The sequence below is a fragment of the Burkholderia sp. BCC0405 genome (genome assembly GCF_902833075.1).
Classification (GTDB): Bacteria; Pseudomonadota; Gammaproteobacteria; order Burkholderiales; family Burkholderiaceae; genus Burkholderia.
Genome location: NZ_CADFEO010000023.1, coordinates 79,534 through 102,283 on the forward strand (window position 1 = coordinate 79,534; position 22,750 = coordinate 102,283).

The 22,750-nt window shown below is 67.9% G+C and carries 20 protein-coding genes and 1 pseudogene; 18 read left to right on the top strand and 3 right to left on the bottom strand.

Annotation, left to right across the window (positions count from 1 at the left end; translation table 11 throughout):
• Window positions 1-8: 8 nt before the first annotated feature.
• The 4 genes and pseudogenes from HWX36_RS30180 to HWX36_RS30190 all read left to right on the top strand — a co-directional run bounded on the left by HWX36_RS30180 (window position 9) and on the right by HWX36_RS30190 (window position 2,717).
• Window positions 9-1,130 (top strand): Fic family protein, encoded by a 1,122-nt coding sequence (locus HWX36_RS30180; RefSeq protein ID WP_208457831.1) that lies wholly within the window; start codon window positions 9-11, stop codon window positions 1,128-1,130.
• A gap of 47 nt (window positions 1,131-1,177) precedes the next feature.
• Window positions 1,178-1,249 (top strand): annotated as a pseudogene (locus HWX36_RS37865) (hypothetical protein); the annotation flags it as partial.
• A 118-nt stretch (window positions 1,250-1,367) separates the two neighbouring features.
• Entirely contained in the window at window positions 1,368-1,520 is a 153-nt protein-coding gene (locus HWX36_RS37870; protein ID WP_347879236.1) for a hypothetical protein, read from the top strand.
• 126 nt (window positions 1,521-1,646) lie between these two features.
• Window positions 1,647-2,717 (top strand): lysozyme inhibitor LprI family protein, encoded by a 1,071-nt coding sequence (locus HWX36_RS30190; protein ID WP_175957429.1) that lies wholly within the window; start codon window positions 1,647-1,649, stop codon window positions 2,715-2,717.
• Between the two features lie 37 nt (window positions 2,718-2,754).
• Here the strand turns inward: HWX36_RS30190 and HWX36_RS30195 are convergent, their stop codons facing one another.
• Window positions 2,755-3,840: a LacI family DNA-binding transcriptional regulator gene (locus tag HWX36_RS30195; RefSeq protein ID WP_175957431.1), complete on the bottom strand. Its 1,086-nt coding sequence runs from the start codon at window positions 3,838-3,840 to the stop codon at window positions 2,755-2,757.
• Between the two features lie 232 nt (window positions 3,841-4,072).
• Between HWX36_RS30195 and rbsK the strand changes: the two genes are divergently transcribed.
• The 4 genes from rbsK to HWX36_RS30215 all read left to right on the top strand — a co-directional run bounded on the left by rbsK (window position 4,073) and on the right by HWX36_RS30215 (window position 8,940).
• On the top strand, window positions 4,073-4,999 hold the full coding sequence (rbsK, locus tag HWX36_RS30200) for a ribokinase (protein ID WP_175957433.1): 927 nt from the start codon (window positions 4,073-4,075) through the stop codon (window positions 4,997-4,999).
• 60 nt (window positions 5,000-5,059) lie between these two features.
• Window positions 5,060-6,379, top strand: a complete 1,320-nt coding sequence (locus HWX36_RS30205) for an MFS transporter (protein ID WP_175957435.1) — start codon at window positions 5,060-5,062, stop codon at window positions 6,377-6,379.
• 44 nt (window positions 6,380-6,423) lie between these two features.
• On the top strand, window positions 6,424-7,368 hold the full coding sequence (locus HWX36_RS30210) for a dihydrodipicolinate synthase family protein (RefSeq protein WP_175957436.1): 945 nt from the start codon (window positions 6,424-6,426) through the stop codon (window positions 7,366-7,368).
• A gap of 945 nt (window positions 7,369-8,313) precedes the next feature.
• Complete coding sequence (locus HWX36_RS30215; RefSeq protein ID WP_175957512.1) at window positions 8,314-8,940, top strand: hypothetical protein; 627 nt, start codon at window positions 8,314-8,316, stop codon at window positions 8,938-8,940.
• A gap of 203 nt (window positions 8,941-9,143) precedes the next feature.
• On the opposite strand, the gene fliD is transcribed toward HWX36_RS30215, so the two are convergent.
• Entirely contained in the window at window positions 9,144-10,646 is a 1,503-nt protein-coding gene (gene fliD / locus HWX36_RS30220; protein ID WP_175957438.1) for a flagellar filament capping protein FliD, read from the bottom strand.
• Between the two features lie 375 nt (window positions 10,647-11,021).
• On the opposite strand from fliD, the gene HWX36_RS30225 reads away from it, so the two are divergent.
• The 6 genes from HWX36_RS30225 to HWX36_RS30250 all read left to right on the top strand — a co-directional run bounded on the left by HWX36_RS30225 (window position 11,022) and on the right by HWX36_RS30250 (window position 17,032).
• Window positions 11,022-11,210 carry a hypothetical protein gene (locus HWX36_RS30225; RefSeq protein ID WP_175957440.1) on the top strand — a complete coding sequence of 63 codons (189 nt, stop codon included), beginning with the start codon at window positions 11,022-11,024 and terminating at the stop codon, window positions 11,208-11,210.
• A 462-nt stretch (window positions 11,211-11,672) separates the two neighbouring features.
• Window positions 11,673-12,086, top strand: a complete 414-nt coding sequence (locus HWX36_RS30230; protein ID WP_011350305.1) for a DoxX family protein — start codon at window positions 11,673-11,675, stop codon at window positions 12,084-12,086.
• 336 nt (window positions 12,087-12,422) lie between these two features.
• Window positions 12,423-13,388, top strand: a complete 966-nt coding sequence (locus HWX36_RS30235; RefSeq protein ID WP_175957442.1) for an SDR family oxidoreductase — start codon at window positions 12,423-12,425, stop codon at window positions 13,386-13,388.
• 160 nt (window positions 13,389-13,548) lie between these two features.
• Window positions 13,549-14,457 carry a LysR substrate-binding domain-containing protein gene (locus tag HWX36_RS30240; protein WP_175957444.1) on the top strand — a complete coding sequence of 303 codons (909 nt, stop codon included), beginning with the start codon at window positions 13,549-13,551 and terminating at the stop codon, window positions 14,455-14,457.
• A 181-nt stretch (window positions 14,458-14,638) separates the two neighbouring features.
• Window positions 14,639-15,967: an MFS transporter gene (locus HWX36_RS30245; protein WP_175957446.1), complete on the top strand. Its 1,329-nt coding sequence runs from the start codon at window positions 14,639-14,641 to the stop codon at window positions 15,965-15,967.
• Window positions 15,968-16,048: 81 nt separating this feature from the next.
• Window positions 16,049-17,032 carry a succinylglutamate desuccinylase/aspartoacylase family protein gene (locus tag HWX36_RS30250; protein ID WP_175957447.1) on the top strand — a complete coding sequence of 328 codons (984 nt, stop codon included), beginning with the start codon at window positions 16,049-16,051 and terminating at the stop codon, window positions 17,030-17,032.
• Window positions 17,033-17,256: 224 nt separating this feature from the next.
• On the opposite strand, the gene HWX36_RS30255 is transcribed toward HWX36_RS30250, so the two are convergent.
• Complete coding sequence (locus HWX36_RS30255) at window positions 17,257-17,529, bottom strand: hypothetical protein (RefSeq protein ID WP_175957448.1); 273 nt, start codon at window positions 17,527-17,529, stop codon at window positions 17,257-17,259.
• 916 nt (window positions 17,530-18,445) lie between these two features.
• On the opposite strand from HWX36_RS30255, the gene HWX36_RS30260 reads away from it, so the two are divergent.
• The 4 genes from HWX36_RS30260 to HWX36_RS30275 all read left to right on the top strand — a co-directional run bounded on the left by HWX36_RS30260 (window position 18,446) and on the right by HWX36_RS30275 (window position 22,586).
• Window positions 18,446-19,795, top strand: a complete 1,350-nt coding sequence (locus HWX36_RS30260) for a reverse transcriptase family protein (RefSeq protein ID WP_175957449.1) — start codon at window positions 18,446-18,448, stop codon at window positions 19,793-19,795.
• A 324-nt stretch (window positions 19,796-20,119) separates the two neighbouring features.
• On the top strand, window positions 20,120-20,449 hold the full coding sequence (locus HWX36_RS30265; protein ID WP_059522924.1) for an H-NS histone family protein: 330 nt from the start codon (window positions 20,120-20,122) through the stop codon (window positions 20,447-20,449).
• Between the two features lie 293 nt (window positions 20,450-20,742).
• Complete coding sequence (locus HWX36_RS30270; RefSeq protein WP_175957450.1) at window positions 20,743-21,990, top strand: MFS transporter; 1,248 nt, start codon at window positions 20,743-20,745, stop codon at window positions 21,988-21,990.
• Window positions 21,987-22,586: a DNA-binding protein gene (locus HWX36_RS30275; protein ID WP_175957451.1), complete on the top strand. Its 600-nt coding sequence runs from the start codon at window positions 21,987-21,989 to the stop codon at window positions 22,584-22,586. The genes HWX36_RS30270 and HWX36_RS30275 overlap by 4 nt, the downstream gene beginning before the upstream one ends.
• The last annotated feature ends 164 nt before the right edge of the window (window positions 22,587-22,750 follow it).

Below are 22,750 nucleotides of genomic sequence, written 5' to 3' on the forward strand. Positions count from 1 at the left end.
TCCGCATCATGAGCGGAGATTACACCTACATCTGGGAGTCGGCCGACTGGCCTGCATGGCGCTTCGACCTCCCCGCACTGGCGACGCCGCTTGCCGACGTCAGCCGTGCGCAAGGCATGCTGGCCGGGCGGCTGGCGGATGTCGGCCTGGCGTTGCGCGACGAGGCCAGCCTGGCCGCGCTGACGGAGGACGTCGTCAAGACCAGCGCGATCGAGGGCGAAAGCCTGAGCGTGGCATCGGTCCGGTCGTCGATCGCTCGCCGGCTCGGGGTCGATATCGGCGCACTGGCGCCGGTCGATCGTCACGTCGAGGGCGTGGTCGACATGGTGCTGGACGCGACGGCCCATGCGGCGACGCCGGTCACGGACGCCCGTCTGTTCGGATGGCATGCGGCACTGTTCCCGACCGGCTACTCGGGGATGTCGCGGATCACGGTCGGCGGCTGGCGCACGGACGCTACCGGGCCGATGCAGGTCGTGTCCGGCCCGATCGGCCGGCAGCGCGTGCATTTCGAGGCGCCGCCCGCCGCGCGCCTCGCCGGCGAGATCGCGCGCTTTCTCGCATGGCTCAATGCCGCGCCGGCCGAGCCCTTGCTGATCCGCGCCGGCCTGGCGCACCTGTGGTTCGTCACGCTCCATCCATTCGACGACGGCAACGGCCGGATTGCGCGCGCGCTCGGGGATCTGGTCCTCGCGCGCGCCGACCGCAGCCCGCAGCGCTTCTACAGCCTGTCGGCGCAAATCCAGCGCGAGCGCAACGCGTACTACGACGTGCTGGAGCGGACGCAGCGCGGTTCGCTCGACGTCACGGAATGGCTCGCCTGGTTCCTGACCGCGCTCGGCAGGGCCATCGATCACGCGCACGCGACACTCGACGCGGTGCTGGTCAAGGCGCGCTTCTGGCAGCGCTGCGCGGGCTTCGCGATGAACGAACGCCAGGTCAAGGTCATGAATCGCCTGCTCGACGGCTTCGAGGGGAAGCTGACGACCACCAAGTGGGCAGCGCTTGCGAAGTGCTCGCAAGACACCGCGCTGCGGGACATCACCGAGCTCGTCGAGCACGGCGTGCTGCGTCGCTCGTCGTCCGGCGGCCGGAGCACGAGTTACGAGCTGATGGCGGTCGACGGGTGATGCCGGCCGGGTTTGCGCGTACGCATCGGGCGATCGGACATGACGCGATGCCGGCGTTCGCGAGCGTCACCGTCGCCGCGCCGGACGTGCTCGACGAGGCGCGGCTGCGCGCGCGGCTGAGGGCGTTGCCGCGCACGATCCTGCGCGCGAAGGGCATCGTGTGCGTGGCCGATGCGTACGGCACGGCGCGCTGCGCGCGTTTGTCAGGTAGCCGCGCGGCGCAATCGGTTCGCGTCGATGGAAGACGAAGGGCTGGCCGCGCACGAAGGATGCGACGTGATGGGGTTCATCGGGTTCATCGATGCCGCCGTGGAAGCCGCACTGAGTGACGGCATCATGCGGTGCAGCGTGGCAGCCTCGACGGTTGCGCCTGCATCGAACGTCGATTGATCGACGTCGCGCATTCGGGTTAGGCTTCGGCGAGCAACAGCATGCGCCACGTGCCGGGCGCTTTTACCCCGAATGCCCCGTGCAGGTAGCTTCTGCAGGCGCGCGATCCAGCAACGATCCAAGCCGATGACCATCCAGAACCGATCGAATGCGCGCGGGCAAGCCGCGACTCCCGCACGTGATGCATCACACGCGCATCTGCGGTCCATCGCGTCCGCCGCGTGGCTGGCACTGCTGCCGCTCGCCGCGCATGCGGCCGGCTTCGACTGCGCGAAAGCCGTTTCGCCAACCGAGAAGGCCATTTGCGCGGATGCCGCGCTGTCGAAGCTCGACGGCGACCTCACGGCGGCGTGGAAGCAGGCGCTCGCAAAAGGCGGCGATACGGCCGCGCTGAGGGCCGCGCAGTTGAAGTGGCTCAAGCAGCGCGACCGGTGCGACGCCGACGCATCGTGCCTGGGCGACCGCTACCGCGAACGGCTCGCGAGCCTGAACGGCAAGCCGCTGGCTGCGGACCGCTGGCAGCAGACGTGGTACATGACAAGCGACAACCCGTCGTTCGGCGGCGTGCTGACGTTCACCGGCACGCCGCCGCGCCTGCATTTCGAGCTGGGCGGCAACAACGGTGCGAATACGGGCGAACTCGACGGCGACATCGTGCTGCACGGCGACAGCGGCACCTACCGCAAGGACAGGTGCCGGCTCGATTTCGAACGGAAGGGCGCGCGCATCCGCGTCACGCAACACGGCGCGGATGTCGATTGCGGTGCCGGCTCGGGCGTGTTCTACGGCGGCGAGTATGTGACCGCAGCGCGGTTCCAGGCGAAGCCGGCGGCCGACCTGCTGAGCCTCAAGGTCGTTGATGACGCGACGCAGAACGCGGCCGCGCACACACTGCTCGGCGCCGATTACCAGACGCTCGTCGACATCGTCAATTACAGTGCCGACGAGAAGGATCTCGACGGGCTGAACGCGCACGTGGCGTCGTACTGGGTGCGCGGCATCGCGACGACGAACGCGGCGATCGTGATGCGCCGCGGTAACGATCTGTGGATCGGGGTGCTCGTGTTCGACGCGCAGAGCAACGTCCGGATGCGCTATTACACGAACGTGCCGGCGTGGAAGAAGCGCGTGCCGAAGACCATCCTGGCGTGGCATGACCATCTCGACAAGACGCTGCCGGTCGACGTGATGCAGTGACGGGCGGGCCGGGCGGCCGAAGCCGCCCGGCGCCTCTTCATTTCCTTCGCGCTGCGCGCGCGTGCGCCGGCGCCGCAGCCGATTCCCGCGCACGCAACTCCGGCTGCACCGCATGACCGGGCCCCGTTGCACCGTTCTCGAGCGCGTCGAGCAAGGCCTGCGCGGCCTGGCGCCCGATCGCGTCGGTGTCGACCCACATCGTCGTCAGCGGCGGCTGGATCTCGCGCGCGAGCGCGATATCGTCGAACCCGGTGATCGACAATTGCGCGGGCACGTCGATGCCGAGCGCCTGCGCCTCGAGCAACGCGCCCAGCGCGAGCGCATCGTTGCCGCAGATCACGGCCGTCGGCCGCGTCGCCGCGTCGCTGCCGGCGATCGCGCGCAGGCTCGCCCGCCCGAACGCGATCGTGGCCGCGCCTTCGTGCTGATGGACCGGGCGTACCGCGAGCCCGCGCGCGGCCAGCGTGTCGTGAATGCCGCGCAGGCGGGCCTGCACGCGGTCGTTGTCCGCCGACGGCTGCATGATGATCGCGAAATCGCGGTGGCCGAGGTCGAGCAGGTGGGTGGTGAGCCGCGCGAACGCCGCGCGGTTGTCGAAGCCGATGCAGCAGTGCGGGCTGTCGTCGCGATACGCATAAGTGACGACGTACGGCACGCGGTGCATCGCAAGCAGTTCGAACAGTTCCGGCGGATACGCTTCGCCGACCAGCGACACGGCTTCCACGCCGCGCGACAGCATCGCGCGCACCTGGGCCAGCGCCTGCGCGGGATCGTAGTTCGAGCAGCCGAGGAACAGCGTGATGCCGTGCTCGGCCATGACCGTCTGCATGCCCGCGACCTGTGATGCGAACACCTGGTCGTCGAGCGTCGGAATGATCGCGCCGGTGATGTGGGTGCGCGTGGACGCGAGCGCACGCCCCGCCGCATTCGGAATCCAGTTCAGCGTGCGCGCCGCGTCGCGCACGCGCTGCTGCACGTCGGCCGACACCTTGCCGGGATCGTTGTACACGCGCGAGACGGTGGCGGTCGACACGCCGGCCAGTTTCGCGACATCGCCGAGCACCGAGCGGCCGCTGCCGCGGCGCGCGCGGGGCGCGCCGCCGCGGGACGGTGGCGTGCTCATCGGCCGGCTCCCGGCGTGGCGGCGCCACGCGTTGTCAAATGCGTCATTGTTTACCCTCGATTCATGGTGGCGCCGCTTGCGTTCTCGCTCGACCCTGTGAGAATGTAAGCGCTATCTTGACATGCCTCCTTATTATGTCAGACATGGATTCCATCCATAACGTGAAATTTTCATCGACGACGGCCGTTCCGGCCATTTTGTCCGCCGAAAATGTAAGCGATTACATTCGGAAATGAGCGACGCCTATCCCCCTCGTATCGCCGTCGTCGGCAGCGTGAACATCGACCTCGTCACACGCGCGCCGCGCCTGCCGGTGCCGGGCGAGACGCTGCTCGGCACGGATTTCCAGACCGTTCACGGCGGCAAGGGAGCGAACCAGGCGGTCGCGGCCGCGCGCCTGGGCGCGTCGGTCGCGATGATCGGCTGCGTCGGCGACGACGCGTTCGGTGCGCGCCTCTACGACGCGCTGGCGGCAGAGGGCATCGACGTGACGCATCTCGACCGGATCGGCGGTACGGCGACCGGGGTGGCCACGATCACGGTCGACGAGGGCGGCGCGAACAGCATCGTTGTCGTGCCCGGTGCGAATGCGCGTCTCGATGCCGGCCGGATCGACGCGGCGCGCGAAGCGATCGCCGGGGCCGCGATGCTGGTGTGCCAGCTCGAAGTGCCGGCGACGACGGTCGCGCGCGCCATTGCCTGTGCCTCCGCGCACCACACGCCGGTGCTGCTCAATCCCGCGCCTGCCCAGCCGCTGTTCGACGCGCTGCTGGCACGGGTCGACTACCTCGTCGTCAACGAAACCGAAGCCGAGTCGCTGACCGGCGTCGCCGTCGGCGACGACGCGTCCGCCGTGCGTGCCGCCGACGCGCTGTGCGCGAAGGGCGTGGGCAACGTGCTGGTCACGCTTGGCGCGCGCGGCGTGTGCTGGCGCGGCGGGGCGGGCAACGGCCGCCTGCGTGCGATGTCGGTGGTCGCCGTCGATACGACCGCGGCCGGCGACACGTTCGTCGGCGGGTTCGCGGCCGCCCGCGCGGGCGGCGCATCGATGATCGACGCGATCGGCTTCGGCCAGCGCGCCGCCGCGATCAGCGTGACGCGCTACGGCGCACAGACCTCGATCCCGACGCGTGACGAAGTGGCGCGCCTGGAAACCTGAATTCCGCATGAGACGGACAGGCCGGAACCGGCCGATACCAGTGACATGGAGACAACCGCAATGAACGAAACCCCGACCGTTCCGCCCGCCCCGCCACGTATCCGGCGCGGACAACGCATCGCGCTCGCGCTGTTGATGGCGAGCGGGATCGTCAACTACCTCGATCGCGGCACGCTGGCCGTCGCAAGCTCGGCGATCCGCGGCGATCTCGGCCTGTCGCTCTCACAGATGGGGCTGCTGCTGTCGGCCTTCTCGTGGAGCTATGCGCTGTGCCAGTTCCCGGTCGGCGGGCTGGTCGACCGCATCGGGCCGCGCCGGCTGCTCGGGATCGGCTTGATCGTCTGGTCGTTCGCGCAGGCGGCGGGCGGCATCGTGTCGACGTTCGGCTGGTTCATCGTCGCGCGCATCGTGCTCGGCATCGGCGAGGCGCCGCAGTTCCCGTCGGCCGCGCGGGTGGTGAGCAACTGGTTTCCGCTGCGCGCGCGCGGCACGCCGACCGGGATCTTCAACGCCGCGTCGCCGCTCGGCACCGCGCTCGCGCCGTTGCTGCTGTCGATCCTCGTCGCGTCGTTCGACTGGCGCTGGGCGTTCATCGCGACGGGCGCGGCCGGTCTCGTCGTCGCCGTCGCCTGGTTCGCGCTGTACCGCGATCCGGTGCGCGCGCAACTGACTGCCGCCGAGCGCAATTATCTCGACGCCGATGCGCAAAGCGCGGTCGCGGCGCCGAAGCTGACGTTCGCCGAATGGCGCGGCCTGTTCTCGCACGGCACGACCTGGGGGATGCTGATCGGCTATTTCGGTTCCGTGTACCTGAACTGGGTGTACCTGACCTGGCTGCCGGGCTACCTGACGATGGAGCGGCACATGAGCCTGATCCGCACCGGCTTTGCCGCGTCGGTGCCGTTCCTGTGCGGATTCGTCGGCTCGCTGCTGGCCGGCTGGTTGTCGGACCTGGTCACGCGCCGCAGCCGTTCGCCGGTCGTGAGCCGGCGCAATGCGGTGGTGGTCGCGATGCTCGGGATGGTCGCGTTCACGATTCCCGCCGCGCTCGTGCAGAGCAACACGGTCGCGCTCGCGTGCATTTCGGTCGTGATCTTTCTCGCCAACGCGGCGTCGGCCTGCTCGTGGGCGCTCGCGACGGCGGCCGCGCCGCCGAGCCGCATCGCGTCGCTCGGCGCGATCCAGAATTTCGGCGGTTTCGTCGGCGGCGCGCTTGCGCCGATCCTGACGGGCATCATTGCGCAGAAGTGGTCGTTCGTGCCGGCGCTGCTGACGGCCGCGGCGATCGCGTTCGCGGGCGCGATGGCGTACCTGCTGCTGGTGCGCAAGCCGATTCCCGAACAGGCCGCGAACGCCGCGCCCGGGCCGTTGCCGGCCTGAGCACGCGGTATGCGCCCCGCATTCACTGAAGCAAGGAGAAACAGATGCAACACCCGCAGCAATCGAACGTGACCATCGAGGGCATCGTCCCGGTGATGCTGACGCCGTTCGACGATGCCGGCGCGATCGACTACGCCGGGCTCGAGCGGCTCATCGAATGGTATCTGGCACACGGCGCCGATGCGTTGTTCGCGGTCGCGCAGTCGAGCGAGATGCAGTTCCTGAGTCTGGCCGAACGCGCGGAACTCGCGCGCTTCGTGGTCGAGCGGGTGGCCGGGCGCGTGCCCGTCGTCGCGTCCGGGCACATCAGCGACGATCTCGACGCGCAGGCCGAGGAGCTGTGCGCGGCGGCCGAATCGGGCGCGCAGGGCGTCGTGCTCGTGACCAACCGGCTCGATCCGCAGCGCAAGGGCAGCGCCGCGTTGCTCGACCATCTTCACCGGCTGCTCGCGCGATTGCCGTCGGATCTGCCGCTCGGGCTGTACGAGTGTCCGGCGCCGTACCGGCGGCTGCTGTCGGATGACGAACTGCGCGCGTGCATCGACACGGGCCGCTTCGTGATGCTCAAGGACGTGAGCTGCGACCTGGAGACGGTGAAGCGGCGGGTCGCGCTCGCCGAGGGCTCGCCGCTGAAGATCCTCAACGCGAACGCCGCGATTGCCTGGGACGCGATGAAAGCGGGTTCCGCCGGCTTCAACGGTGTGTTCACCAACTTCCATCCGGATCTGTACCGGTGGTTGCGCACGCAAGGGGATACGAATCCGGCGCTGGCCGACGAGCTCTCGACGTTCCTCGTCGTTTCGGCGGTGTCGGAGGCGCTGGGGTATCCGGCGCTCGCGAAGCTCTATCACCAGCGGATCGGCACCTTCGCATCGATCCGTTGCCGCGCGATCGACTACGACGTGCGTGAACGGTTCTGGGCGCTCGATGCGGTGCTCGACAAGATCGTGGCCGGGACCGAGCATTTCCGTCGACGGATCGCCGCGTAACAGCGCACGCGGTGGGCCGTTCGAGGTTTGCCGGGCGCGGTGGGGTGGCGTGCCGGACGGGCGGCCGCCTGCGCGCGGGTTCGTCGCGACGCGCGTGGCGGCGGCGCACGGTGGCTGCAAGCACGGCCGGCTCGTCGCGATGCGTCTCGGACGCGTTGCGACAAGCGGCGCGAGGGGTGTATCGGCCATGCCCCGGATGGCGTGAACCCGGCGCGGCGTTCGGGCCGAACGTGCAATGCGGCGAATGCGTCGGGAATTTCAATGCGGTCGAAGGCGGCTAGGCCGCCTGTCGCAGCCAGGCCGCCGCACTGACCAGCCGGTTACGGGCTGTCCGTTGTGACGAACGACGGCGTGTCGCCGACGCACGGCCCCACCTTCATTCGTTCCATCGCACGATCGAGCCGCCGCAAGCCGCAAGCCCCAAGCCCCAAGCCCCAAGCCCCAAGCCCCAAGCCCCAAGCCCCAAGCCCCAAGCCCCAAGCCCCAAGCCCCAAGCCCCAAGCCCCAAGCCCCAAGCCCCAAGCCCCAAGCCCCAAGCCCCAAGCCCCAAGCCCCAAGCCCCAAGCCCCAAGCCCCAAGCCCCAAGCCCCAAGCCCCAAGCCCCAAGCCCCAAGCCCCAAGCCCCAAGCCCCAAGCCCCAAGCCCCAAGCCCCAAGCCCCAAGCCCTACGCCCTACGCCCTACGCCCTACGCCATACGCCATACGCCCCAAGCGCTGGGCGTCGAGCGCGACGCCACCGCTCGTCCATCCGACCCGTTGCGTCCCGCGGTTTGCGGCAACCCCCACCCGCCCCCGCGCATGTCCACATCGGACGACAAAAGCACACAAATCTGATCAAACGCTTCCGCCGTTTCTTGTAACGATTCGTAATATCGCGCCGCCGAGCGCATTTTTGCCGACGAACCGTTGAATCCGCATCCGCTTCCCGCGCACCCCGTCACGACGATGAGCCAGCCGCCGATCCTGGCGGCCCCGGTAGATGCCACGCTGCACGCCGTGATCGACGAAGCCGTCCACCGGAGCGTGTCGGAAGCGACGACGCGCAGCGGCTACATGCGATGTGCCGACTACGCGATCGTCGGCGCGCAGGTGCTGACCCTGCTGACCGGCAAGCCTTACCGGCCGTTCGCGGGTGGGGAGGTGCTGGATTTCGGCGGCGGCAACCTGTATGCGCTGTGCACGACGCGCGAGCGGCGCCGCACCGCGCGGCATCTGTCGCAGCTGGCGAGATATCACTGCTGGATCGAGGCGCGTCACGATATCGGCGGCCGTGCGCGCAAGGAAATCGTCGATTTCACGCTGCGCCACGACGAGACCGTGGCGAGCAATCTGGGGATGCCGTTCGCGCGTGCGCGCCACGCGTATTTCTGGGGCTGGGACGACGAGCACACGGTACCGGCCGAGCTGCACGCTCATCCGGTCTTCGCGAAGCAGGGCCCCGTGTGGCGCTGGGCCGAGCGTGAATGCACGTCGCTGCTGCGCGCCTACGAGCGCGAGCGGCCGGGCTATTTCGGGCGTCAGGTGTCGCGTGCGATCGACTTGTTCGCCGATCGGGTGGAAGGTCTCGGCTGACGGCGCCTCTGTTTCGGGCGAACCGCGGACAGGTTGCGTGCCGCGATGGCGAAGGGAGCCCGTCGCGCGCTCGCGCACAGCCGGGCCTGAGCGATGTGTCCTGGCGGGACATCGCGAGCAGAGGCGCGCGCGGCGGCGCGAGCCGGTCGATCATCCATTGACCGGCGGCCGCCGCCACGATCATCGTGCGGCCCGGACGCTCGTCACTTGTTCGCCAGCGTGCCGCTGCTGTTGGCGCCGCCGAACAGTCGAGTCAGGTACTGCGTGTTCGAGTTCATCTTGGCCATCAGCGTGTTGAGCGCCGTGAACTGCGCCTGGTACTGCTTGGTCAGTTGCGCGGTATAGTCGGCCAGGTCCGTCTGCTGCTGGGTGACGCGCTTCAGGTCGGCGCTCAGCGCGTTCGTGCGCACCTCGATCATCCCGCCTTTCTTCGTGAAGGGCGCGATCTGGTCGGTCAGGTGCTTGCCCATCCCGTTCGTCGAGTTGAACAGGCGCGCGACGCCCGACGGGTTGTTGGTCAGCGCACTGTCGAGCTTCGCGCTGTCGACCTTCAGCGTGCCGTCCTTCTCGAGCGAGATGCCGATCGCCAGCAGGTTCGTGTGCCCGTTGCCGTTCTCGTTGGGGACGCCGCGCGCGACGATCGACGCGAGCGAGTTGCGGATCGTGTTCAGCGTCGAATCGCCGATCAGCGCGCCCTGCGAGCTTGCCCCTTCCGTGTAGCTCGACAGTGCGCCCGTCGTCTTGACGACGGTGTTGTACAGGTTCACGAAATTCGTGATCGTGGCCGCCTGCGACTTCGTATCGGTGCTGACCGTCAGCGTCTGCGTATCGGTTGCGCTGACCGCGGCCGCCGACAGGTTCAGCGTGACGCCGTTCAGCACGCCCGACACCGCGTTGCTCGCGCTGGTCGACGCGATGCCGTTGAGCGTGAACTTCGCGTCCTGCGCGACGGCGCTTTGCCGCCACGCGGCCGCGCTGTTCGCCGAGTCGATCTTCGACGCGCCGCCGGTCGTGTCGGCCGTCGACGTGACGCCGAGGTTCGACAGCCCGTTGTCGTCGGCCACGTTGCCGACCGCGACGCTGATCGCGTTCGCCGAGCCCGTCTTCGTCGATGCGAGCACGAGGTGCGCGCCGTCGGTGCCGTTGATGACGGTCGCGCTGATCCCCGGGTTGTTCGATGCGGCGTTGATCGCGGCCGCGATGCCCGACAGCGTGTTGTTCGTGCCGTTCACGTCGACCTTGAACGACTGGCTGCCGAGCGACAGCGTCAGCGTGCCGGTGCCGAGCGCCTTGCTTCCGTCGAAGCCCGACGAAGCCAGCGCCTGCGCGGTCGCGATCTGCGTGACGCCGACCGTGTAGGTGCCGGCAACCGCGCCTGCGCCCGCCGTCGCGGTCAGGCCCTTGCCGCTCGCGACCGCGGTAAACGTCGACTGCAGCGCGCCATTCGTCAGCGACGCGAGGCCCGCCTCGAGCGCCCCCAGCGCCGACGACAGCGCACCGAATGCGGAAATCTGCGTGGTGCTGGTCTGCTGCGACGCGGCGAGCGCCGCGACCCGGCCGGCCGTCTTCGCGTTCACCAGCGTCTTGACGAGCGTGCCGACGTCCATCGACGGATTGCCGGTCGAGCCGTTGATGATCGATTGCGCCGCCTGTTGCATCAGGCTGTTCGCGTTCGCGCTGCTGTTCACAGGCGTGTTCGTTGCCATGGGTGGTCTCCGGTTGAAAAGCGATCCCGTGACGAGCGGCTGCCGTGACGGCCTGCGGCGGTTCGCCTGCCGGCCGCGTCCGGTGCGACGCGTTCCGGGGTTCACGGGAGTGTCGGGAAAACGTAAGGACGTGCGCTATCGTATATTTAAATCGGTATTGCATGGTAATTTTTTGTAATGCATGTCGAAAAAAATGCAGAAAGAAATGCGGCGGCGTAGCGCGGGCTAAAGGTTTGCGATTTTTTGCCGTTAACACATCGCCTCGATTGTATTTATTCAAGGATTTTTTGCCGGCATTGAAAACTTGCCGAGCGCGTGAATGCCTGATCACGTAGTCTCGCTTGCCCTGCTAAACACCGGATCGATCGACGGTGCGTGGAAGGTGTTCCTGCCGGCGGCTATCGGGCTGAAATCCTTGTCCACTGGACGAAAGCCGCCGCGGATGACATCGACCCGCTCGCGCGTGAAACGTTTTCGCTTGCCAATGTGCATTTCCAGGCCAGGCGTCTTTTCCCGAAACAGGATGAGTCGCCGATTGGAAAGAATGCCGAATTTCCCACTTAATTCACTGACAGCAGATTCGTGCGCATAACGTATCGTCGAATAACGATTGCGATGCGTCGATGTGGCCTGTACGCGCCAATTGGCGCTTCAATATCGACTGGATACGGAATCCGGATAGGCGCGGGCAGTTTTCATGCTCTTGAAACATGAGGTCAGGTCGATTTGATCGGATTCGTCGCTGCCGCGTCACGGCCTTGTTTCGCTCGATTGTCCACCTATTTGAGACAGCGAATCTTGTTTTGACGGATTGATGATTCGTGGCGGGACAGTAGACTGCATCCGTGCTTCGCCAGAACCGATCCGGAGCGCGCCGGGAGCGGCGCGGCCGGACGGATTCTTCGGCGGCGGGCCAGCCGGCTTGCTGTCCGACCGTGCGAGGAGTGGTTCGTTGCCGACCTGGCGCGCCAATGTGGCGCGTATCGGCACCGGACGCATCAAACCGTCAATTCAAGGGTGATTGTCATGCGTTACGTTTCGCTGGAATCGAAGAAGGACGAGCTGCTGCTGGCGGCTCGCGTGCTGTTGATGATCCTGTTCGTGCTGTTCGGCTGGCAGAAGCTGAACGGCTTCTCGGGCACGGTCGCATACATGGCGTCGACGGGGAACCCGGCGCCCGAGCTGGCAGCCGCGATCGCGGTCGGGGTCGAACTGGCCGGTGGCCTGCTGATCGCGATCGGCTTCTATACGCGTCCGCTCGCACTCGTGTTCGCCGCCTATACGCTCGCGACCGCGCTGATCGGCCATCGCTACTGGGCGCTGCAGGGGATGGAGCAATACATGGCGATGATCAACTTCTACAAGAACGTGAGCATCATCGGCGGGTTGCTGTTGCTCGCCCTGACCGGGCCGGGGCGGTATTCGCTCGACCGGAAGTAAGGCGGGGCGGCGTTGCCTGCCGATGTGACCGCCCGGTGCGTGCAAGCGCACCGGGCTTTGCTCGTTGGCGGGGGCGCGCGGTGTGGCGGCGCCGCAGATCGCACGCACGCGGGGGCGGCCGTGCAGCGAGCCGACGTCGCCGGCAGCACGGGCGTCATTCCGGCGGACGGTGCGCCGTGCTCGCCGTCGGCCGCGGTGCGCGTGACACCCGTCCGTCCAGGCGTTTCCGATCTGCCGCCACGATGTGCCGGCTGCGATACTCGGCTATCCTCCGCACCACCATGGCTCGAATGTCGATCGAGACTTCGCGCCCCCCAATCACCCGGATTGCCGCCCATGCCAAACCCGACCACGTCGACCGCCCTCCCGACCGTCCTGCTCATCGGCGCCGCCGGCCTCCTCGGCCGCGCGGTTGCCGCGTCCCTGGCCCGCGAATCGTCGTTGAACCTCGTCGCGACCCTCCGGAACCCGCAAAGCGCAGGCGCAAAACGCCTCGCACTGCCGCCGGAAAACCTCGCCGAACTCGACGTCCTCGACGAGCCGGCCCTCGAACGCCTCTTCGCCACCCGCCAACCGGCCGCCGTGATCATCTGCGCGGCAGAACGCCGTCCGGACGTCTGCGAACGCGATCCTGCCGGCGCCCGCGCGATCAACGTCACCGCCCCGGCCCGCATCGGTGCGCTTGCCGCGCGCCATGGCGCATGGACGCTCGGCATCTCCACCGACTACGTCTTCGACGGCAAGGCTGCCCCGTACCGCGAGGACGCCGCCCCGAATCCGCTGAACATCTACGGCCGCACGAAGCTGGAAGGCGAGGCGGCGCTGCTCGCCGCGTCGCCGCTGTCGTGCGTGCTGCGTCTGCCGCTGCTGTTCGGGCCGATCGTCGACTGGAGCGAATCGGCCGTCACGAGCCTCGTGCCGGCGATCGTCGCATCCGCTCGGCCGGGCGCCGGCCCGGTCGGCATGGACGCATGGGCGATCCGTTACCCGACCTATACGCCGGACGTCGCGGACGTCATCCGCGACCTGACGCTGCGCCATCTCGCGGGGGCGTCGATCACGGGCCTCCGTCACTGGTCGGGCGAGGAGCCGATGACGAAGTACGACATCGCGCAGCGGATCGCGGCCGCGCTCGGCATCGAAGCCGCGCTCGAGCGGATCGACCAGCCGACCGACGCGACGCCGCGCCCGTACGATTGCCATCTGGACGCATCGCGCGTGCGCGCGGCCGGGATCGATCACGCGACGCCGTTCGATACTGCGCTGCGCGCCGTGCTGCGCGATGCGCCGCAGGCGCTGTAGGATCCGGACGCCGCGCGCGGCCCGCGTGGCCTGCACGGCCTGCGACGCATGAGCCGCAGAGCCGCACGAGCCGCATCTGCCCATGTCGGCGGCCGCGCCATGCATGCCGTTCGCGAGCGGGCACCGGCCCGCACCTCGTCGTCCACCCGGGAGCCCAGCCATGCAACTGAAATGGCTCGAAGACTTCGTCGAACTCGCGCGCACGCGCAGCTTCACGCGCGCGGCGGAGAACCGCTTCGTCACGCATCCGGCGTTCGGCCGCCGCATCCGGTCGCTCGAGGAATGGGTCGGCACGCGCCTGATCGCGCGCACGAAGCCGCTCGAACTGACGGCGGCCGGCACCGTGTTCCTCGATGCGGCGTCGAACGCGCTCGACATCCTGCACGGCGCCCGCACGCAACTTCAGGAAGCGACGCCGGTGCTGGAGAACAATCTCCGGATCGCGACCGGCCGCACGCTCTCGGCCACCTTCTTCCCCGACTGGTACGACGAGACGGTTGCGCGCGCAGGCTTCTTCACGGCGACCGTATCGACCGGCAGCGCGGAGGAAGCGATCCTGCAACTCACGGCCGGCGATGCCGACATGCTGATCGTCTATTCGAGCCCGCATACGCGGCTGCTGATCGATCGCGACCGCTTCGACTGGCTGTCGGTCGCGCGCGAGGTGCTGGTGCCGGTCAGTGCGTTCGATGCGCGCGGCAGCGTGCGCTACCGGCTGCCGGCGGGGCAGGCGCCGGTGCCATGGCTCGCGTTCGCGCGCACGCTGACGCTGCGCGCGGTGCTCGCACGGCATCTTGCCGAAATGCCGAACCGCCCGACGCTGCGCCCCGTGTACCAGGCCGATTCGTATGAAGCGATCCTCGCGATGGCGCGTCGCGGGCTCGGCCTCGCGTGGCTGCCGCAGCGGCTCGTCGCCGACGACGTGCGGCGCGGCGAACTCGCGATCGTCGGGGGCGCCGACTGGCAGATCGGCTTCGACATCGCGCTGTACCGGCGCCGGAACGACCCGCACCCGGTGCTGGATGCGATCTGGCGCACCGCGCCGTCACGCGACGACGGCGCGGCATAGCCCGCCGTGAGCGGCGGTTCCGGGGCCCGCGCGCCGATCGGCACGATTGCGTGCCGAAACGGCACGAACGCCCGCCCCGCGTTGCCTACACTCCGCGCTTGACTGGCCCGAACGGCCGCCGGCAAAGCCGCGCACCGTCTCTCAACATCCTGATGGCCAGCATGACCGGAGGAGCACAGGGATGACCCGCAACACGCACGCCGCGACGCCGGCCCCGCACAATCCGTGGCGCGAGATCTGCGCCGCGAGCATCGGCAACGCGCTGGAGTTCTACGACCTGCTGATCTACGGCTATTTCGCGATCGTCATCGGCCAGCTGTTCTTCCCCACGCACGACGCGGCGACTTCGCTGCTGCTGTCGGTGGGCACGTTCGGCATTTCGTTCGTCACGCGCCCGCTCGGCTCGATCGTGCTCGGCAGCTATGCGGACCGCGCGGGCCGCAAGGCGTCGCTGACGATGTCGATCGGGCTGATGATGCTCGGCACCGCGATGATCGCGTTCGCGCCGACGTATGCGCAGATCGGCATCGCGTCGCCGCTGCTGATCATCGCCGCGCGGATGCTGCAGGGTTTCTCGACCGGCGGCGAATTCGGCGCGGCGACCGCGTTCATGGTCGAGCAGGCCGATGCGAAGCGGCGCGGCTTCTTCGCGAGCTGGCAGATGTCGACGCAGGGGCTCGCGACGGTGCTCGCGGCCGGCGTGTCCGCGCTGCTGAGCCTGCTGCTGACGACCGGCCAGCTGCATGCGTGGGGCTGGCGCGTCGCGTTCTCGGTCGGGCTGCTGATCGGCCCGGTCGGGCTCTACATCCGCCGCAACATCGACGAACCGGCCGATTTCCGCCGGCTCGGCGAGAAGGGGCGAGCGAAGTCGCCGCTGCGCGACGTGTTCGCTCGCGATCGCGCGAACCTGCTGCTCGGCGCGGGCGTCGTCGCGACGGCCACGGCGTTCAACTACGTGCACAAGCTGTACATGCCGACGTACGCGGTCAGGCAACTGCATATCCCGGCCACGTCGTCGTATCTCGGCGCGGTCGTCACGGGCGCGATGCTGATGGTCGCCGCACCGGTCGTCGGACACCTGTCGGATCGTTTCGGCCGCATCCGCGTGATGCTGATCGCGCTGATCCTGGTCGGCGTCACGACGTGGCCGCTGTTCGTGATGTTGAACCGCTATCCGACGGTCGGGACGCTGCTCGCGGTGCAGGCGCTGGTCGGCCTGCTGATCGCGGTGAGCCTCGCGCCGCTGCCGGCGCTGCTCGCCGACATCTTCCCGACGAGCACGCGCGGCACGGGCCTCGCGCTGTCGTACAACTTCTCGGTGACGCTGTTCGGCGGCTTCGCGCCGCTGATCGTGACCTGGCTGATCGACGCGACGCACAACAAGCTGGCGCCGAGTTTCTACGTGATGGCGACGGCCGTGCTCGGGATCACGTCGGTGATCTCGCTCGGCCGCCGGATGCGCGGCGCGGCGGCCGCCGGCGCGCCGTCGACGCGCGCGACCGGGGCGTGACGCGCCGGCCGCGAACCCGATTCCGGCGCAACCGGCACGCGCCGGCCGCGCCTTTCCCGAACCCTGTTGAGCCTTTCCGACATGACCACGCTTGAAGCCATCCGCGCCGCGTTGCCGGCCTATCCGATCGAAGTGGCCTTCCCCGACATCGCGCGCTGGCGCGCGGGCAATACGGGCATCGACTATCTGCACACGTTCGACAGCGGCCGGCCCGGCAAGCACGTGATGATCCTCGCGCTGACGCACGGCAACGAAGTCAGCGGTGCGATCGCGGTGGACACGTTGCTGGCCGCCGGCCTGCGTCCGGTGGCGGGCCGCCTGTCGCTCGGCTTCGGCAACGTCGCCGCATACGAGCGCTTCAGCGCGGTGAATGCCGATGCGACGCGCTACCTCGACGAGGACATGAATCGCGTGTGGACGCCGGCCACGCTCGACGGCACGCGCGACAGCCGCGAACTCGCGCGTGCGCGCGCGATGCGTCCGCTGCTCGATACGGTCGACCTGCTGCTCGACATTCATTCGATGCACGAAGCGTCCGCACCGTTGATGATGACCGGGCCGCTCGACAAGGCGATCGCGCTGGCGGCCGCAATCGGCACGCCGGAGCACGTGATCGTCGATCGCGGCCATGCGAACGGCACGCGGCTGCGCGATTACGGCGGCTTCGGCGATCCGGCGAGCGCGAAGAATGCGCTGCTGATCGAGACGGGCCAGCACTTCGCCGCGAGCGCGCGCGATGTCGCGCTCGACAGCGCGGCGCGCTTCCTGCTGCATGCGGGCGTGGTTGCGCGCGACGACGTCGCGGCCTTCCTCACGCAAGCCGCGCCGGTGCGTCAGATGTTCGTGGAGATCACGGAGCCGGTCGTCGCGCGTTCGATGGATTTCCGGTTCTCGCAACCGTTCACGGGGCTCGAGGTGATCGAGCGGGCCGGCACCGAGATCGCGCGCGACGGCGACGACGCGATCGTCACGCCGTACGACAACTGCGTGATCGTGCAACCGTCGATGCGCCATCTCGGCGTGAACGTCACGATGATGCGGCTGGGGCGGTTGCTGGATCGCTGATGCCGCCTGCGGCGACAAAGGCGCGATAATGCCTGTCCCGTCACGGTAAGCACGGCCCGTTTCGTGGATGCCGGGGCGGAACTGGCAGGGGGTGATCGGGTAGCGGGCATGAAAGTGTCATGATGCGCAGCGCCGACACCCCAGCCCGCGATGACGCTGGATTCAGACTGTCAATCCAGCACCAGGCTCCACGTACCGATAATCGTCGAGCATTTCAAGATTGATTAGCGAATGGCGAAGCGGGTTGCCGGCGAGCCATTCGCGCAATTATTGCCGTAGATAAAAAGATTCCGGTTTTCAGAATACGCCTGGTAAATAATTGAATAAACTTCCTTGGCGCTGAACGAGTAGACGCCGTCGTTAATGGTCACCAGCAGGTTGCCGGTGGGGTCGGTTTCGATCTTGTCGATCTTGCCGGCCTTGCAAAGCGCCTGCGCGGACGCGCACGTGGAGGCCAGCATCAGTGCTGAAAACAGCACGGTTGCAATCTTCTTCATGATTTTCCTTTGATATCGAATTGAATGAATTAATGCGATCTGACGACGTCGGTCAAGTCCGGGAAGACGTGTCCGTCTTTCCGGATTGCTGATTCACAAGTATCTGGAAATCAACAGTGGCCTGACAAGGTGGAAACTGTGCGACCAAGCACGAATGAAATAAATCGTGCTGCGCCTCCGGGCATCGTTGATTTTTGATTCGCGGTGTTGCGGCGCACAACACAGATTATTTATTTGAATTTGATGGCGCCAATCGTATTAATTTATCGTTAATCGGATTCGATAATTTTGTTTGAATTATATTTGACTGAATTATGTGGTCTGTTGTTTTTGTTTTTTGATTATTTCGATATTCAAATAATCGGCGGCGAATATTGATTCGATGGTTAATGGCGTGGCGGCCGGAGCGCATGGGCGTTCATGGGGGCTCAAGCGTTCGAGCGAGGCGCGGGACGATTCCCCGGACGGGAAACCGGACGGGTTCCTGCCCGACGTTCGGGCGCGTGGCTCGTCCGGTGCGCGCGCTGCGCGGCGCACATCCTTCGAAGTCGGCGCCGGCCGGGTCGGCCCGGCGCGGAAAGACGCTACACTGCGCGAGTTCCCGAACCTGCCGGGAGCGTCAGGACACCGGGCTCACGGATGGCAAGCACATGACGATGCCATTGCCCGCCCCCTGACGAACTCGAACAAGTCAAGCCAGGTTTGACACGCCGCGTTCGCGGCCATTAAAGTCGCATCGCGGGCCGGTGGGTCAAGCACACGCCCGGAACAGGCAACCGATGTTCCAGGACTACGGGGCTACCCCGTGGATCAGATCGACACCCCGATGCGTCGCAAGGAGCACGGTTGCGCGTTGCGCAACATCGCTCCTCGCAGCACCAGTCACGTTGGCTCACCGTCCCGCCCATCGATTCCCATGTCCGGCTCCCTGTTCGACACCACCCGCACGATTGCCGAAGCAATGCTGGCCGGTGCGCCTGAACGCGCCGGCGTCCTGTCCCGGATGGCGGCCGTGCTCGGCAGCGCGCCACCGTGGACGCACGAAGTCGCGGATGCCGCGCTCGCCCGCTTCGGTGCGCGCTGGGACGACGTCGACATCGATACGCTGGCGGCGGTCCTCGTCGATGCGCCGGCTTTCGTGCTTGCCTGGTCCGGCAACGATCGGCCGGCCGCGATCCGTGTCGTGCGGCGTGCGCCGGTCCAGCGGCCGTTGCCGGCGCCGCTCGCCGGCTGCGACGTGCCGCAATGGGCGACGCCCGGCGATCTTGCCGGCTGGCTCGGCGTGAGCGCGCCGGCGCTCGACTGGCTGTCCGAGCACTGGCGCGCCGACGCGCGCGGCAGCGCCACGCCGCTGCATCACTACACGTACGTGGCGCACGACAAGCGCAGCGGCGGCAGCCGTCTCGTCGAAATCCCGAAAGGCCGGCTGCGCGAAGCGCAGCGCCGCATCCTGCATGGGCTGCTCGATCGCATCGCGCCGCACGGTGCCGTGCACGGTTTTCGCAAGGGGCACGGCATCGTGTCGTTCGCGGCGCCGCATGCGGATCGCGATGTCGTCGTCCGTTTCGATCTGGCGGATTTCTTCGTATCGATACGCGCCGCCCGCGTGCACGCGCTGTTCGTCACGCTCGGATATCCGGCCGAAGTCGCGCGGACGCTCACCGGGTTGTGCACCAATCGCGTGCCGTCCGCGCGGCTGCTCGCGCCCGACCTGCGCGACCGGTTCGACTGGATCGGCCGCCAGCGCTATCGCGAACGGCATCTGCCGCAAGGGGCGCCGACGTCCCCGGCGCTGGCGAACCTGAGCGCATTCCGGTTCGACATGCGGCTCGCCGCGCTCGCGCGATCGCTCGGCGCGACCTACACGCGCTATGCCGACGATCTCGCCTTTTCCGGCGGCGGCGCGCTGGCGCGCGACGTCGAGCGGCTGCAGGTCCGGGTCGCCGCGATCGCGCTCGAGGAGGGCTTTGCGCTGCAACTGCGCAAGACGCGCGTGATGCGGCGCGGCATGCGGCAACAACTGGCCGGCGTGGTCGTCAATCGTCATCCGAATCTGGCGCGCGACGAGTTCGATCTCCTGAAGGCCATCCTGACCAACTGCGTCCGGAGCGGGCCGGCATCGCAGAATCGCGATGCGCATCCGGATTTCCGCGCGCATCTCGCCGGGCGCGTCGCGCATGCGGCCGCGCTGAACGCGGCGCGCGGCGCGAAGCTGCGCGCGCTGTTCGACTGGATCGCGTGGGACGCCCGCGACGTCTACAGGTAAACGGCCGGTTCGCAGCGACGCCGGCCGCCGGATTCTGCAACACGGCGCCCAGCACTGCTATCATTCGCGCCATGCCGCGCCGTGCCAAGTGCGGCGCTTACTTGCCCAGCCGCTCGCCGTGCCTTCGTCCATGGCGGGCTGCGCGTTGCCGGCCCGGTCCTGTCTTGCCATTGATTGACGCGTGACGTCGTTTAGTGCGTATCGCGCAAGCCATGCCGGCTCAGGCAATGGATACATACATTTGACAGCCCCAATCGGCGGAACTTCGTGATAGGTTCCGCGATCGGAGCTTTTTGCAAAAACATGCCCAAAGAGGATGAATACATGACCCAGGCCCTGCAGGAACTCGAAGCACAACTTCGGGACCTGAACATCAAGCTGTCGGACGCGAAGCAGAAGGAGAAGCAGGCCGCGCTCGCGGCATTCAAGGAACAGGTCGAGCTTTTGGGAATTTCGCAGCAGGAAGTACTGAGCGCGCTTGGCTATATCGTCCAGCGAAAACGCAAGGCGCCTGCGAAGTACTACGATCCGACGACCGGCCGCTCGTGGTCGGGCCGCGGCCCGCGCCCGAAATGGCTCGAAGGCAAGGATCTCGATACGCTCGCCGTCGACCGGGGGGCCAAGACCTGGTGGCCCGGAGACGACCAGGGCTGAAGCCGGCCGGGCCGCGAGGCCGCCCGGCGCCGTCCGGTTCGCGCAAGCGGGCCGGCCGGCAACACTGCGCCAGCATGCTGTCTTTCATCCGGTGTCCGGCCTGACCGCGACATTGCCGGCCTCGCCGCCACCGGATCGCCGTTTTTCCCTCCCGTTCGCTGCCCGCCGATTCCCGCCCGCCGCCCCGCAAGCGGGTGCCGACGCGCGCGCACCCTCGCCGGCGGCGGGTCTGCCGGCCCGTCGGGCACGGGCACAGGCCTTAGAATGTCGCCGGACAATCGTGGCGGGACACCATGGCAGCAAACATGAAATCCTCGTCGCTCGGCGGCCCGTCGGCCCCGCGCGCGGAGCCGGTCGGCGCGTATGCGTGGAAGGCGCTGGCCGGATCGGCGATCGGCTATGCGATGGACGGCTTCGACCTGCTGATCCTCGGCTTCATGCTGCCGGCGATCACGGCGGCGCTGCACCTGACGCCCGGGCAGGGCGGCGCGCTGGTCACGTGGACGCTGATCGGCGCCGTCGCCGGGGGCATCCTGTTCGGTGCGCTGAGCGACCGTTACGGGCGCGTGCGCGTGCTGACCTGGACGATCCTGCTGTTCGCGATCTTCACCGGGCTGTGCGCGTTCGCGCAGGGTTTCCGGGATCTGCTGGTGTACCGCACCATCGCGGGCATCGGGCTGGGCGGCGAGTTCGGGATCGGCATGGCGCTCGCGGCGGAAGCGTGGCCGGCCAGCAAGCGCGCACGCGTGTCGTGCTACGTCGCGCTCGGCTGGCAGGCCGGCGTACTGCTGGCCGCGCTGCTGACGCCGTTCCTGCTGATGCACGTCGGCTGGCGCGGGATGTTCCTGGTCGGCGTGCTGCCCGCGCTGCTCGCCTGGGCGATGCGCAACAAGCTGCACGAGCCTGAAGCGTTCGTGCAGCGCGCAGCCCAGCCGAAGCCCAACGCGTTTCGCCTGCTCGTCGCGGACGGCCGGACCGCGCGCACGAGCCTCGGCATCGCGATCCTGTGTTCGGTCCAGAACTTCGGCTACTACGGGATCATGATCTGGCTGCCGACCTTCCTGTCGAAACAGATGGGCTTCTCGCTGACGAAGTCGGGGCTGTGGACGGCGGCGACGGTCGTCGGGATGATGATTGGCGTCTGGGTGTTCGGGCAACTGGCCGACCGCATCGGGCGCAAGCCGACGTTCCTGCTGTACCAGCTCGGCTCGGTCGTGACGGTCATCGCGTATGCGCGGCTGTCGGACCCGGCCGCGATGCTGTGGGCCGGTGCGCTGATGGGCATGTTCGTCAACGGGATGGTCGGCGGCTACGGAACGCTGATGTCGGAAGGCTATCCGACGGCCGCCCGCGCGACCGCGCAGAACGTGCTGTGGAACATCGGCCGCGCGGTCGGCGGCTTCGGCCCGGTTGCGGTCGGCGCGCTGGCCGCGCATTACTCGTTCCAGACGGCCATCGCGCTGCTCGCCGGCCTCTACGTGCTCGACATGGTCGCGACGCTGTGCCTGATTCCCGAACTCAAGGGCGTCGAACTCGAATGAGCGCGGCGATCGCGCATGCCCCAACGATTTCACCGGAAACCACGATGCAACAGCAGAACAAGACGATCGGCGTGATGGGCTCGGGCAAGGCGCCGTGGCTCGCGTTTTCGGAGCCGCTCGGCGCCTGGCTCGCGCAGGCCGGCTTCAACCTGCTGACGGGCGGTGGGCAGGGCGTGATGCTGGCGGTTGCGCGCGCGTTCGCCGGCGTGCCGGGGCGGGCCGGCCGATCGATCGGCATCCTGCCGACGCAGGCCGATCCGCGCGCGGGCTTCGTGCCGCTCGACGGCTATCCGCATCCGTTCGTCGACATCCCGATCCTCACGCCGCTGCCGCGCCGCGAGCCGGACGCCGCCCCGGACACGATCAACCGCAACTACGTGAACGTGCTGAGCAGCGACCTGATCGTTGCGCTGCCGGGCGGGCACGGCACGGCCGAGGAAATTGCGCTCGCGCAGCGCTGGCGCAAGCCGCTCATCTGTTTCGGGCCGGACGGGGCGTTTCGCGAGCTCGCGGCGGGGGCCACGTGCACGTCGTCGCTCGACGACGTGATCCGTTTCGTGGAACACGCGTTTTCGACGGAGCAGGCGCTGCGATAGCGCGTCGAGCAGCGTCGACGCGTGTACGCCGCGACGTCCGCGCGGCATGGCCGGGCCTGCCGTTGCCGTCCGTCCGGGCGACGGAACGCGACGAAGCGCGACGTGCCCGCATGGAACGGCAGTATCGGACTGGTCCGATTCAATGAGGTCAGTGCGCACGATAC

Excerpts from the sequence above, each read along its gene's own strand:
- HWX36_RS30180 (WP_208457831.1), top strand. The coding sequence starts at position 9 with ATGAGCGGAGATTACACCTACATCTGGGAGTCGGCCGACTGGCCTGCA.
- HWX36_RS37870 (WP_347879236.1), top strand. The coding sequence starts at position 1,368 with ATGGAAGACGAAGGGCTGGCCGCGCACGAAGGATGCGACGTGATGGGG.
- HWX36_RS30190 (WP_175957429.1), top strand. The coding sequence starts at position 1,647 with ATGACCATCCAGAACCGATCGAATGCGCGCGGGCAAGCCGCGACTCCC.
- HWX36_RS30195 (WP_175957431.1), bottom strand. The coding sequence starts at position 3,840 with ATGAGCACGCCACCGTCCCGCGGCGGCGCGCCCCGCGCGCGCCGCGGC.
- rbsK (WP_175957433.1), top strand. The coding sequence starts at position 4,073 with ATGAGCGACGCCTATCCCCCTCGTATCGCCGTCGTCGGCAGCGTGAAC.
- HWX36_RS30205 (WP_175957435.1), top strand. The coding sequence starts at position 5,060 with ATGAACGAAACCCCGACCGTTCCGCCCGCCCCGCCACGTATCCGGCGC.
- HWX36_RS30210 (WP_175957436.1), top strand. The coding sequence starts at position 6,424 with ATGCAACACCCGCAGCAATCGAACGTGACCATCGAGGGCATCGTCCCG.
- HWX36_RS30215 (WP_175957512.1), top strand. The coding sequence starts at position 8,314 with ATGAGCCAGCCGCCGATCCTGGCGGCCCCGGTAGATGCCACGCTGCAC.
- fliD (WP_175957438.1), bottom strand. The coding sequence starts at position 10,646 with ATGGCAACGAACACGCCTGTGAACAGCAGCGCGAACGCGAACAGCCTG.
- HWX36_RS30230 (WP_011350305.1), top strand. The coding sequence starts at position 11,673 with ATGCGTTACGTTTCGCTGGAATCGAAGAAGGACGAGCTGCTGCTGGCG.
- HWX36_RS30235 (WP_175957442.1), top strand. The coding sequence starts at position 12,423 with ATGCCAAACCCGACCACGTCGACCGCCCTCCCGACCGTCCTGCTCATC.
- HWX36_RS30240 (WP_175957444.1), top strand. The coding sequence starts at position 13,549 with ATGCAACTGAAATGGCTCGAAGACTTCGTCGAACTCGCGCGCACGCGC.
- HWX36_RS30245 (WP_175957446.1), top strand. The coding sequence starts at position 14,639 with ATGACCCGCAACACGCACGCCGCGACGCCGGCCCCGCACAATCCGTGG.
- HWX36_RS30250 (WP_175957447.1), top strand. The coding sequence starts at position 16,049 with ATGACCACGCTTGAAGCCATCCGCGCCGCGTTGCCGGCCTATCCGATC.
- HWX36_RS30255 (WP_175957448.1), bottom strand. The coding sequence starts at position 17,529 with ATGAAGAAGATTGCAACCGTGCTGTTTTCAGCACTGATGCTGGCCTCC.
- HWX36_RS30260 (WP_175957449.1), top strand. The coding sequence starts at position 18,446 with ATGTCCGGCTCCCTGTTCGACACCACCCGCACGATTGCCGAAGCAATG.
- HWX36_RS30265 (WP_059522924.1), top strand. The coding sequence starts at position 20,120 with ATGACCCAGGCCCTGCAGGAACTCGAAGCACAACTTCGGGACCTGAAC.
- HWX36_RS30270 (WP_175957450.1), top strand. The coding sequence starts at position 20,743 with ATGGCAGCAAACATGAAATCCTCGTCGCTCGGCGGCCCGTCGGCCCCG.
- HWX36_RS30275 (WP_175957451.1), top strand. The coding sequence starts at position 21,987 with ATGAGCGCGGCGATCGCGCATGCCCCAACGATTTCACCGGAAACCACG.